11 protein-coding genes are annotated in these 13,115 nt (G+C 34.7%); 5 read left to right on the top strand and 6 right to left on the bottom strand.

Annotated elements, in window-relative coordinates; translation table 11 throughout:
- Positions 1-59 precede the first annotated feature (59 nt).
- The 5 genes from CJF12_RS02440 to CJF12_RS02420 all read right to left on the bottom strand — a co-directional run bounded on the left by CJF12_RS02440 (position 60) and on the right by CJF12_RS02420 (position 5,572).
- On the bottom strand, positions 60-1,667 hold the full coding sequence (locus tag CJF12_RS02440) for a glycoside hydrolase family 10 protein (RefSeq protein WP_034681983.1): 1,608 nt from the start codon (positions 1,665-1,667) through the stop codon (positions 60-62).
- 132 nt (positions 1,668-1,799) lie between these two features.
- Positions 1,800-3,605, bottom strand: a complete 1,806-nt coding sequence (typA, locus tag CJF12_RS02435; RefSeq protein WP_034681986.1) for a translational GTPase TypA — start codon at positions 3,603-3,605, stop codon at positions 1,800-1,802.
- A gap of 189 nt (positions 3,606-3,794) precedes the next feature.
- Positions 3,795-4,052 (bottom strand): DUF1294 domain-containing protein, encoded by a 258-nt coding sequence (locus tag CJF12_RS02430; RefSeq protein WP_084675595.1) that lies wholly within the window; start codon positions 4,050-4,052, stop codon positions 3,795-3,797.
- Between the two features lie 127 nt (positions 4,053-4,179).
- Positions 4,180-4,728: a type 1 glutamine amidotransferase domain-containing protein gene (locus tag CJF12_RS02425; protein ID WP_034681988.1), complete on the bottom strand. Its 549-nt coding sequence runs from the start codon at positions 4,726-4,728 to the stop codon at positions 4,180-4,182.
- A 166-nt stretch (positions 4,729-4,894) separates the two neighbouring features.
- On the bottom strand, positions 4,895-5,572 hold the full coding sequence (locus CJF12_RS02420) for a YceI family protein (protein WP_034681989.1): 678 nt from the start codon (positions 5,570-5,572) through the stop codon (positions 4,895-4,897).
- A gap of 266 nt (positions 5,573-5,838) precedes the next feature.
- Here CJF12_RS02420 and CJF12_RS02415 point away from each other — a divergent pair, with 266 nt between their 5' ends.
- The 5 genes from CJF12_RS02415 (at position 5,839) to CJF12_RS02395 (ending at position 11,350) form a co-directional block, all read left to right on the top strand.
- The gene (locus CJF12_RS02415) at positions 5,839-7,173 is read left to right on the top strand and encodes a hypothetical protein (protein ID WP_034681991.1); all 1,335 of its coding nucleotides are present in this window, start codon (positions 5,839-5,841) and stop codon (positions 7,171-7,173) included.
- Positions 7,174-7,192: 19 nt separating this feature from the next.
- Positions 7,193-7,756 carry a DUF6705 family protein gene (locus CJF12_RS02410; RefSeq protein WP_131329489.1) on the top strand — a complete coding sequence of 188 codons (564 nt, stop codon included), beginning with the start codon at positions 7,193-7,195 and terminating at the stop codon, positions 7,754-7,756.
- Between the two features lie 52 nt (positions 7,757-7,808).
- A complete protein-coding gene (locus CJF12_RS02405) occupies positions 7,809-8,372 on the top strand; it encodes a DUF6705 family protein (RefSeq protein WP_316930821.1) in 564 nt (187 codons plus the stop codon).
- Between the two features lie 263 nt (positions 8,373-8,635).
- Complete coding sequence (locus CJF12_RS02400) at positions 8,636-10,759, top strand: Tex family protein (protein ID WP_034681997.1); 2,124 nt, start codon at positions 8,636-8,638, stop codon at positions 10,757-10,759.
- Between the two features lie 9 nt (positions 10,760-10,768).
- Positions 10,769-11,350: an RDD family protein gene (locus CJF12_RS02395; RefSeq protein ID WP_034681998.1), complete on the top strand. Its 582-nt coding sequence runs from the start codon at positions 10,769-10,771 to the stop codon at positions 11,348-11,350.
- A 34-nt stretch (positions 11,351-11,384) separates the two neighbouring features.
- Here CJF12_RS02395 and CJF12_RS02390 read toward each other — a convergent pair whose 3' ends face one another.
- Positions 11,385-12,956, bottom strand: a complete 1,572-nt coding sequence (locus tag CJF12_RS02390) for a M20/M25/M40 family metallo-hydrolase (protein WP_034682001.1) — start codon at positions 12,954-12,956, stop codon at positions 11,385-11,387.
- Positions 12,957-13,115 lie beyond the last annotated feature (159 nt).

Here is a 13,115-nt window from a genome sequence, read left to right as displayed (position 1 = left end):
CAATGACAGATCCTGTTGTTTTAGTAAATCTGAAATTCCAAAGTTTTATTACTCCAGGACTACTTTATTTTTTTAGCCATATAATCACTCTCATTTCCTAGTCTGTCTACAGCTTTTATGGCAACTGCATTCAATGTTTTCCCATCTTTATATTTCGGAATATCTTTGGAAAGAGTTTCCAACGTTAAAATTTCTGTTTCCCAAATTCCATTATATTGTTTAAACAATACCCACTGGAAAACATCTTTAAGATTTTTACTGCTCCAGTTCGCCCGTGCAAAGCTTCCGTTATCTGTAACAAACAATGTTGGGGTCATTAATGGCGCTGCTTTAATCCATGGACTTTTTGGAACTAATGCTTTTTCTTTATAAGGTCCGTTTCTCAATGTACTTAACATACCCGGATTCCTTGTCAGTCCAGCGATACTCCAGTGAACTTCTCCAGCATCACTTTTTAAAATCTGTCTCGAAAGCTCAATCTGATTTTTTATTTCCGTAGGACGATCCGAAGTTTTAATTTCAACTGTATTTAACCCTGGCCATAAATGACGGTTCTGCGTATTTTCTGACTGCCACCAGTTTAATAGCGCTCCAAATCCCTGTCCTCTGGACTCAATCGGCCAATATAACTGAGGCGAAAAATAATCTACCCAACCTTTATTCAGCCATAACTTGGCATCAGCATACAACTCATCATATTGAGATGATCCTGTAATACCTGCAGGATATCCTGGCTTCCAGATCCCGAATGGACTGATCCCGAATTTCACATAGCTTTTTTCTGCATGGATTTCTTTATAGATACGTTCTACAAACTTATTCACATTATCTCTTCTCCAGTCTGCTCTTGATAGTGTTCCGCCTTTACTTACGTAGGCATTCCAGCTTGCATTATCCGGAAAATCAGCTCCTTTATTGTAAGTGGCATAAGGATAAAAATAATCATCAAAATGAACCGCATCAATATCATATCTCTGTACAATATCTTTTACCACATTAGAAACATGCCCTTGTGTTTTAGGATTTGCAGGATCAAACCAGTACATTCCATTTTTTAACCTTACTACTATATCAGAAAGTTTATTCGCCATTGAAAGGTTGTTAACCGATCCTCCATTCGTATGGTGTGCTCTGTAAGGATTAAGCCATACATGAAGCTCTAAACCTCTTTTATGAGACTCTTCAACCCAAAACTGCAAAGGGTCATAATTCGGGTAGGGAGATTTTCCTGTTTCTCCGGTAAGGAAATAAGACCAGGGTTCTAATGAACTTGTATATAAAGCATCCGCCGATGGGCGCACCTGAAAAATAACCGCATTGAAATTATTATCTTTCAACATATCCAGCATACTGATCGCTTCAGCTTTCTGTTGATCAATGGATAAATTATTTCTTGAAGGCCAGTTGATATTAGCTACACTAGCAATCCAGGCACCTCGAAATTCTCTGTTAATAGCAGGAAGGTTGACTTTTAAAATCTCGTCAGCAGGCTGTTGCGCCGTATTCGGCTTTTTCACTGCAACTGGCTCTTTTGGATGATTTTTAACAGGATTGTTTGTTGTGTTACTATTCCTGACAGGCTTTGTCGTATTAGTAACGGTACGGGAACTTCCACAAGAAGCCAGTACTCCCAGTAATACGATCAATTTTAAATTACTAACTTTCATAGGGTGCAAAACTACATTAAATTATTTTTTTACCTTTTTTAAAAATATTATAATAAATTCAATTCCTTGTATTTTTTTTAATAAAAAAGCCTCGAAAAACCGAGGCTTATATCTATAAATACAGGATTATTATTAAGCTTTTCCTGATCTTTCCATTCTTTTTCTTTCTTCTTCAGAAAGAACTTTCTTTCTCATTCTGATGAAGTTTGGAGTTACTTCAATTGCTTCATCACTTTGAATATATTCCATACATTCTTCCAATGAGAATAAGATTTTTGGAGCAACACCAGTATCTTTATCTTTTCCAGAAGCTCTCATGTTGTTCAACTGCTTTGCTTCCACGATATTTACAACTAGATCTCCTGGCTTGTTTTGCTCACCAATGATCATACCTGCATAGATTTCCTCACCCGGATCAACGAAGAATTTACCTCTATCCTGTAGTTTAGCAATTGAATATTCTGTAGCTGGTCCTTGAGTCTTGCTGATCAATACCCCGTTATTTCTTCCAGGAATTGCACCTTTGAAAGGCTTGTATTCTGTGAAACGGTGTGCCATAATAGCTTCACCAGCAGTAGCTGTTAACATTTGAGAACGCAATCCGATCAAACCTCTTGAAGGAATTTCGAATTCCATATGCTGCATCTCACCTTTAGTTTCCATAATATGAAGGTCCCCTTTTCTTTGAGTAGCTAAATCGATTACTCTTGAAGCATACTCTTCAGGAACATCAACCACTAAAGATTCATAAGGCTCACATTTCTCTCCATCGATTTCTCTCAGGATAACCTGTGGCTGACCAATTGTCATTTCATACCCTTCTCTTCTCATTGTTTCAATTAAAACTGACAAGTGAAGAATACCTCTACCGAATACTAAGAAAGTGTTGGCATCATCAGTCTGCTGAACTCTTAATGCTAAGTTTTTCTCTAATTCTTTTGTTAATCTTTCTTTCAGGTGGTTAGAAGTTACATATTTACCATCTTTTCCGAAGAAAGGTGAATTGTTAATTGAGAACGTCATGTTCAACGTAGGCTCATCAATTGCAGTTCTAGGTAATGGTTCAGGATTCTCCATATCTACGAAAGAATCACCAATCTGGAAAGCATCGAAGCCTACAACAGCACAGATATCTCCAGCTTTTACTTCACTTACTTTTTTCTTTCCTAAACCTTCAAAAATGTAAAGTTCTTTTACTTTTCCTTTTACAATTTTACCGTCTGCCTGTGCTAAACCGATCCACTGAGATTCTTTAATCTCTCCTCTTATTACTTTTCCAATAGCTATTCTTCCTAAGAATGAAGAGTAATCTAAAGAAACAATCTGCATCTGTAAGTTTCCTTCTGATACTTTCGGCTCAGGAACATATTCTAAAATACCATCCAATAATGGGAAAATATCTTCAGTCTGCTCCAAAGAAGTATTGAACCAACCTTGTTTAGAAGAACCGTAGAACGTTGGGAAATCCAATTGCTCTTCAGTCGCTTCCAGGTTAAAGAATAAATCAAATACCTGGTCATGAACTTCGTCAGGACGACAGTTTGGTTTATCTACTTTATTAATAACCACTAATGGTCTTAAACCTAATTCTAAAGCTTTTTGCAATACGAATCTGGTTTGTGGCATTGGACCTTCGAAAGCATCTACTAACAAAATTACACCATCTGCCATTTTAAGAACTCTCTCTACCTCACCACCAAAATCGGCGTGACCAGGAGTATCAATTACGTTAATTTTAACGTCTTTATAAGTAACAGAAATATTTTTAGATAAAATGGTAATCCCTCTTTCTCTTTCAAGATCGTTATTATCCATTATTAATTCTCCACTTTCCTGATTTTCTCTGAAAATGTTTGTAGCATGAATAATCTTGTCAACCAAAGTCGTCTTTCCGTGGTCAACGTGTGCGATAATCGCAATATTTCTAATGTTTTGCATGAATGATTTTTACGGGTGCAAAAATAGTGTTTTTAAATGAAATACTTAGCAACAATATCTATTATTTAACAAATTCATAATGAGAGGCTTAAAATAAATCAATCAGCTAAGCCTTTATATCAGAACTCATTATACCGGTTTAAGTAGGAATACCAAAGCTAATTTCAGATAAGATTTAACAAATAATTTTTAAAAATATTTTCTAAAAAAGTAAATGAGTATCACTTGAACCCTGGTCACGATTCCCAATTTCAGCAAAAAAGCCTTTTTCGATATCTTATGTCTGAAAATGACAATTCCTAAAAAAGCTCCTATAGTTCCACCTATAAAACTGAATATCAACAGCCTGTTTTCTGATATTCGCTTTTTATAATTTTTCGCTAAAAACTTATCATATCCGAAACAGATTAATGTCAATATATTGATTAAAAACAAGTAATAACACATCCCACAAAATTAGTTGTTGTGAGTAACAAAACATTAAACGATTACATTAAGCTCAAAAAAAACAGCAGGAATAAACACTTTTAAGTTGTTATTCCTGCTGTTTGAAAATGAATAAATCGGTTAAAATTTATAAGGTTTGCTCTTGATGCTTTCCTTCTTTTATTTCCTCTACCATCTTGGCATTAAAAGCCGGTAAATCTTTAGGAGTCCTGCTGGTTACCAACCCTTGATCTACAATAACTTCACGATCTTCCCATCTTGCTCCTGCATTTTTCAAATCCTCACTAATGGAGTTTACTGAAGTCATATTTCTCCCCTCTACTACTCCTGCATTAATTAAAACCTGAGGACCATGACAAATAGCGGCTACAGGCTTATGTTGCTGGAAAAAATCTCTCACAAATGATAATGCTTTTTCATTCGTTCTTAAATGATCTGGATTAATAACTCCTCCAGGCAGTACCAGCGCATCATATTCCGAAGCGTTCACTTCATTCAGGGATTTATCTACTTGATAGTCCTTTCCCCAATCTTTTTCTGCCCAAGCCTTAATAGTACCGGATTCAGGACTGACGATATGCGCAGTCCATCCTTGTTGTTCCAGATATTCTTTTGGAGATTGTAATTCACTTTCTTCAAAACCGTTGGTGGCAAGAATTGCAATTTTTTTCGACATAATAGTAAGATTTATTGGTGTTAATAGATCAATAAAGAGAAAAAATGATGCCGTCCCTATGTTATCAATTCCTAAAAAAAGTTAAAGATGGAAAGTTTAACAGTTGATAATCAAAAAGAGCCGCCTTAAGAAAAGCAGCTCTACTATTTAGGATATATCTAACAATTTATTTTTTAGCTGTTACATCTACAGTAATTTCGATGTCTTTACTCACCATCCATTCAGCAGGATCAGCTTCTGAAGTTCCAAATTTGATTCCCCAGTCTGCTCTGTTTACAGTAAATTTAGCCTGAATAGAAGCTGAATTATCTGTTGCATCTATTTTAGCAGGAAAGGTTACATTCATTGTTTTCCCTAATAAAGTAAGATTTCCACTTACTGTTTTATTAGCTCCTGTAACAGCATCCTTAGGTGTTTCTTTTAAATCCGACACACTTGTAATTTTGAAATCAGAAACCGGATTTTTTTCTACATTAAAGAAATCAGGATTTTTCAAGTGAGCTTCCAGATCTTCCGGTTTTTTATCTTTTTCCGTTACTGAAGCAGGATCAACTTTGATCGATGTCATATCAATCACAAAATTTCCTGCAGAAATCTGATTCCCTGCAACGCTTAAGTCGCCAGATTTTATATGAAGCGTTCCCCAACGAGGTGCAAAACCTCCTTTGTGAAAAGCCTTCCAGTTAACAACTGAAGCTACTGTATCTATAGACAATACTTCTCCAATGCTCTCTGCTACAGTCTGCTCCTGACCGGAAACAGCTGTTTCTGCCGTTTTTTCTTTATTACAAGATGCTACTAACAATCCTACAGCTACTAACGCGATAACACTAATTTTTTTCATATTTTAAAATGTTTAAAGTTGATTTTCAAATCAAAAAAAATAATACTTTATTTTTTGTAATCTCGAGATCCCAAAAGTAGAAAAACCTTATTGCTTATGACCTTAACATACATCAAGAAATAAGGGGTGAGCATTTTATTCTATATTATATAACCTTTTTATAAAGTTTTTTTATTGACCAAACTCCTTTCTGTAGGGGCTTTTTATAAAAAAAATCCCAGAGCTTTGAGTTAATTATATATATTTACACCTTTAATTTTAAAAACATGAATTACAATTTGAAAAAAATTATTTACTTTTTATTTCTTGTAATAGGAATTATTTCTTGTAGGCAAGAAGACTTTGCTTCGGAAAGCAAAAACGAACAAAAGACGTTTAGTCTTTTCAATAAAGCAAGTTATATGCAGAATAAAAGTACTGAAAAGAATTTCTCCTTAAGCAAATATTATGCTTTGGACTTTTCAAAAGCCTTTAATTCTTATGATGTAATAAATAATACTAACCATACAGGATTGAATACAAAGGTTTCAGATTCTGAATCTTACGTTAACTTTAAAGTACATTCTCAAGTAATAGAAGATAAAGAAGGCAATATCTATATGTATTTTCCACTAATGAAAGAACAAAAAGTTATTGATATTTATTATTCAAAGATTAATAAAGAAAACACTCTTTTAGCATTATACAAACTAAAAAATGAAACTTCTCAGTATAATAATATATTTTCATCATTTGAAAAAGTATTTAATCCTTCTAATGACAAGATGCTTTCTAAAAGTGGAGGATACCATGATATTGAAGAAGTTGTAATTACCGGTCCCTCCAAACCTTCAGAAGGCATAGATGTTGTAGGACCTGATGCATGTTCAATGTATGGACAGTGTAATAACAATGGAGGCTCAAGCGGTGGAAGCGGTGGGAGCTCTGGAGGAGGTAATACTCCCGACACTCCTAATACAGACCCCTGTACAAAAGGAAAGAAAGTACAAAACAGTGAGCAAGTAAAAAACAAAGTTAAAGACCTGAAAAGCCAAGCGCAAACTGGAGAAGGCGAAAAAGGATTCAAAGTAAAAGCCGATGGCTCAACATCAGAAATGTTAGATGGAGGAAAGCATAGTGTTGATTTAGGAGATAAATCAGGGTATCAGGGAGCCTTTCATAATCATACAAAATTAGGAATTAAAATACTCTCTCCTTCAGATATTGATTTACTTTTAGCTTTTGCCAGGGGACAAGGAAACCAGGGAACTAATGTTCAAAACGCTTTTCTGGGAATGGTAGGACCTGATGGAGGACAGTACGTTGGTTGGTTCAATGGTTCATACGACGATGCGATTAAAAACTTCTCGCAAGAGCAAATTAATGTATTTGAAAATGATTATAACACTAGAGAGTCTGAACTTTTAAAATTATCTGAATATACTAACGATAGTGGAGCTACATTAAATAATAAAGGGTTGGAAAAACTATTCTCTGATACTTTAAAAAATATGGGATTGGATGGAAAAGTAAAACTTCAAAAAGTAGATCCTAATAATAATGTAAATACTATTAACTATGATGCGCAAGGAAATCCTACAACCCCGACTCCTTGTCCTTAATTAAAATATAAATAATATTATGAAAAATATAACCTTAATACTAAGCTTAATCATCACTTTTATTTCTTGTAAAGCGCAACAAGTACTTCCTTTGAATACTTTCATGGATAATATTACACAGAATGCATATGTAAAAGATTTAAATAATGAATTAAACCCTTATATAGGAACTTATAAAGCTAATTTTGAAGGAAATCAAATTACGCTTTATATTACTAAAGAGGAAAAAAAGCCTACAAAGAATTTAAATAAAAATTATTATAAAGATATTTTAAATGTAAAATTTATTATAAAGAATTCTGCAGGAATAACTCTTCAAGATACAAAAAACAATAGTTCTCAGATAAATACTATATATAGTATGAACACAAATTCTATTAGAAATATTGTCTCTTTAAGTTATTCTGGTACCAACTGTGGTGTAGGCTGGGGAAAAATCAATTTAAAAAAGATTAATTCTACCCAGCTCTCGTGGGAGTACCGTCCTAATAGTAGAGTAATTGATAAAGCAAGATGTCCGGGTAATCCAGATTTAACGGTTTATATTCCTGAATCACAAAACCTCATATTTACTAAACAATAATAAATAATAAAAAGAATGTCTAAAATAGACATCTAACTATTGAAAATAAATTGTGAAAAATATAACCTTAATACTAAGCTTAATTATCACTTTTACATCTTGTAAAGCACAACAAATTCTTCCTTTAAATTCTTTTAGTATGGATTTACCTAATAATGCCTATCTTAAAGATTTAAATAATGAATTAAACCCTTATATAGGAACGTATACTGCTAATTTTGAAGGAAATCAAATTACTTTATACATTACTAAAAAAGAAAAAAAATTAGAAAAAAGCTCTAAAGTAAATTATTATATGGATGCTTTAATAGTAAAGTATTTGATTAAGAATAATTCAGGAACTATTCTTCAGGATACCAGAAATAATAATACAGAAATTAATAGTTTATACAGTATAGGTACTAAACCTCAATTTAATCAGGTCGTTTTAAGCTATTATGGCACCAATTGTGGTGTAGGCTGGGGGAAAGTTAATTTAAAAAAAATTAATTCTACTCAGTTGTCTTGGGACTACCGCCCTAATAGTAGAGTAATTGATAAAGCAAGATGTCCGGGTAATCCAGATTTAACGGTTTATATTCCTGAATCACAAAATCTAATATTCACAAAACAATAAATAATATTACCATACTTATTTATATAGCCTTCTTTTGGAAGGCTTTTTTATTGCGCCAAGTTCTGTCGTACTACATTTGTTTGGAAAATTTTAGCAGATTATTCGTGCTTATGAGCTGCTTTCAAATTTTAATATCTTAATGATTATTTACAGCATAACTTGTTATGAAGATTATATCAGTGAAGTTGTGAAAACATTTAAGGCGGGGCAACTCGCCTTTTTTCTTTTTAAAAACCTTATTTTAGCTCTCCGAAAACAGAACAATGACGACCGTAGAATTTATACAGAAGCAGCTCAATATTTCTGAAAAGAGCATCAATAATACCCTTCAATTATTATCTGAAGATTGTACCATTCCTTTTATATCCCGCTATCGGAAAGATTTCACCGGAAACCTGGACGAAATACAAATCGAGCAGATTGCCAAAATCAGTAAGCAGTTTGATGAAATAGTAAAAAGAAAGGAAACTATTCTAAAATCAATTGAAGAACAAAATGCTTTAACACCTGAGCTAAAGCATAGGATCGAAGAAAGTTTCGATCTGCAGGAGCTTGAAGATTTATATTTACCCTTTAAAAAGCGTAAAAAGACCAAGGCAGATGCTGCAAAAGAAAAAGGATTGGAACCACTGGCAAAAATCATTATGAGTCAGAAAAGCAATGACCTATCCTTTCTTGCTTCAAAATATGTAAATGATCAGGTTTCTTCTGAAGACGAAGCGCTTCAGGGTGCCCGGGATATTATGGCCGAATGGATTAATGAAAATATGTATGTCCGTAAAAACCTTCGTCGACTATTTCAGCGTAAGGCTGTCATTTCTTCTAAAGTTGTAAAAGCCAAAAAAGAGGAAGAAGGAGCTCAAAAGTACTCCCAGTATTTTGAATGGGATGAAAGTCTCAACAGAACACCTTCTCACAGGCTTTTAGCCATGTTAAGAGCAGAAGCTGAAGGTTTTGTAAAAGTTAGCGTAGATATTGACAAAGGAGAAGCTGTAGAGTTTATAGAAAATGCTGTAATCAAATCCAATAATGACAGTTCTGAGCAAATCGCGTTAGCTATAAAGGATAGTTACAAAAGATTACTGGAGCCTGCCATTTCTAACGAAACATTACAGGAAGCTAAAGAAAAAGCAGATAAAAAGGCAATTGAAATTTTCTCTGAAAATTTAAGCCAGCTATTACTGGCTCCGCCATTGGGTGAAAAAAGAATTTTAGCCATCGATCCCGGATATAAAAGCGGATGTAAAATTGTATGCTTAGATGAAAAAGGAGATCTGCTCCATAACGAAACCATCTACCCTCATGCTCCGCAAAACGAAACAGGAATGGCGATGAAAAAAATCCGTTCTATGGTTAATGCTTACAATATTGAAGCAATTTCTATCGGAAATGGAACAGCGAGCCGTGAAACGGAATTCTTCATCAAAAAAATTGCTTTTGACAAGCCTTTACAGGTTTTCGTGGTTTCCGAAGCAGGTGCTTCCGTCTATTCTGCAAGCAAAATTGCAAGAGAAGAATTTCCGAGTTATGATGTCACAGTTCGAGGAGCTGTTTCCATTGGAAGAAGATTAGCAGATCCATTGGCAGAATTGGTTAAAATTGACGCTAAATCTATTGGTGTCGGACAGTATCAGCATGATGTAGACCAGACCCAGCTAAAAAATGAATTGGATTCGACCGTTATGAAGTGTGTCAACTCAGTAGGAATCAATCTTAATACAGCCAGCAAATCACTCCTGAGCTATGTTTCAGGAATTGGTGAGAAGATGGCAGAAAACATTGTTAATTACCGTGCTGAAAATGGAGCTTTTGAAGACCGAAAACAATTGAAAAAAGTACCTAGATTAGGTGAAAAAGCTTTTCAGCAGGCAGCAGCATTTATAAGAATTACTAATGGAAAAAATTCATTGGACAATTCTGCTGTACATCCGGAAGCTTACGGCATTGTAGAGAAAATGGCAAAAGACTTAGGAATTAAATCCAATGAGTTAATTGCTAATAAAGAAAAAATCGCTTTAATTCAACCTGAGAAATATATAACAGACGAAATTGGTATTCTGGGGATCAGGGATATTTTAAAGGAACTTGAGAAGCCAGGATTGGATCCTAGAAAAGCTGCTAAAGTTTTTGAATTTGATCCTAAAGTAAAAAGTGTAAAAGATCTGAGAGTAGGTATGATTCTCCCAGGAATTGTCAATAATATTACAGCATTCGGATGTTTCGTTGATCTCGGAATTAAGGAAAGCGGATTAGTACATATCTCACAGCTAAAAGATGGCTTTGTCTCCGATGTAAATGAGGTGGTGAAATTACATCAGCATGTTCAGGTAAAAGTGACAGAAGTGGACGAGGTAAGAAAAAGAATTCAACTTAGTATGATCTTGTAAAAAATTGATTTGAAAATATCAGAAATTAAGGAAAGAAAAATCATTAACAGACCTACTCCATATTTTGATGAGTTGGGCTATAGAATATATCATGCTTATGAATATTATCTTCCTTATAATCCTACTTACAAAGGAAATGAGACAGAAAGGCTTTTTGCAAAATGGATAGATATGCTCCCCTTCTGTTTACTCTTTTATTTTCTATTTCATAAAATGGTTTTTATAAGCATTGTACTTTCTATTCCGTGCGTTTTGATTTTAGGAACAATTACCGAGTTCTATCGGGGAACGACTTTAGGGAAAAAGATATTCAAAATTAAAGTCCTCGACGATTATGGAAATTACCCTCGCTTTTTAAAATCATTACAAAGAAATGTTTTATGTCTTGCCAACTTCTCTCCTGTTTTTTCAGAATATACCACTAGAACTATTGCAATGGGAAGACGAACAGGTACACGAATGAATTTCAGCATGCACATGAACAATACAATCTGTAAGACTTATATCGTAAAAGAGAATAAAATCCCAGAAATCAAAGAACTTCTGAAATACCAGGGAAATCAAAATCTAATTGATCGTATTTCAAAATAAAAAACCGTCTCATTACTGGGACGGTTTTTTATTTTTACTTATAATCTTTAGAATTTCTTTTGGGTTGTTTTGCCTCAGGCCATTTTATGGTTTCCCCTTTATCATCTTGTGGCATTACTCTTCTTTCCCTATTCGTAAACTCAGGATCTTCTGATGCCATATATGCTAATGTAGCGGTAAGAATAACATTATTTTTCACTTCATCGAAAACAATTTTATCATAGGTATCTTTTGTAGTATGCCATGTGTATCCAAAGTATCCCCAATTCAATGAACCTAAAGAAAATCCAGGTATCCCGGCTGCAACAAATGAAGCATGATCAGATCCACCTCCACCCGGCATACCGGGAAAATCCGTTTTGATGTTATCTCTTACCATTTTCGGAGCTGCACTCAGCCATTTTCCAATATAATCATATGATTTCACAAACCCCTGTCCACTGATATTGACCACCCGACCAGTCCCATTATCCTGATTAAATACCGCCTGAATTCCTTTCATAATTTCAGGATTATCTGCCACAAACCCTCTTGAGCCGTTCAAGCCCTGCTCTTCACTTCCCCAAAGTCCGATAATAATGGTTCTTTTGTTATTGGGGTAATATTTTTTAAGGACTCTCATCGTTTCGAGCATGGTCAAAACTCCCGTTCCGTTATCTGTGGCTCCCTGAGCTCCATCCCACGAATCAAGGTGTGCAGAAAGAACCACATATTCATTGGGCTTTTCTTTCCCTTTAATCATTCCTATGGTATTGAATGTTTTAGTATCAGGAAGTATTTTGGATTGTGCTTCTACTTTAATTTTAGGCTTCTTCCCTTTTTCAGCCATTCTGAAAAGCATACCGTAATCTTCTACATCGATATCAAACATGGGGATTTTACTTGTTTTAGCTCCAAAAATCCTGTTAGCTCCCATAATGCCTGTCCAATTGGAAATGGCAATTCCTGCCGCCCCTGCTTTTTCTAAAGCTTCAGGAAGTGTATTGTTATCATACCCTATATTCTTTACATAATCACGAAAATCTTTGGATGCCTGCTCTTTTTCAGCTTTTAACTTTTCATAAAGCTCCGGGGTTGCAAACTCTTTGATCTGCTCATCAGAACGTCCAATTTTCTGATATTGGGCCATCAATACGATTTTTCCTTTTACGGAAGGTAACCATCGATCAAATTCAGCTTTGGAAGAAACTTTTGGAAGAATAACTACTTCCGCTTCTATAGCTTTTTTAGTGGCCGGACTCCAGGCCAACTGTGTTGCTGATAATGATTTTACACGTGGATAAACCATATCTACATGCGTAATTCCCCTTTGCCATCCTTTCCAGGTTCCAAACTGCTGAAGGTTGGCTTCTACTCCCCATGAACGAAGTGTATTTGCAGTCCATTCATTAGCGGCTAACATTTCAGGAGTCCCTACCAATCGAGGTCCGACCCCATCAAGAAGTTCGGATGCCATGTTTTCCAATTGAGAATTGGTATTCACTTCATTAACAAAATTGGCGACAACAGGATTGAGTTGTTCTTGTGATTTCACAGGTCCCTGAGCCCATGAAAACTGTGCTGCCAATACCACAACCGGCATTGCAAAAAAAGTCTTTATCTTCATAATTCTATTGATTGGACTAAAGATAATAGAATTCGGGGGAAACTAAAAGAGAATAATAAGAATTATCTACGTTATATAACTAGAATCACTAAATAAAATAAACTAACCCACGCTAAAAAACACATTATAATCTAAAAGCAGGATTAAAAAAACATCATA

Origin of the sequence: Chryseobacterium piperi (assembly GCF_002285635.2) — a bacterium.
Classification (GTDB): Bacteria; Bacteroidota; Bacteroidia; order Flavobacteriales; family Weeksellaceae; genus Chryseobacterium; species Chryseobacterium piperi.
This window is presented reverse-complemented; position numbering and strand designations above follow the sequence as displayed.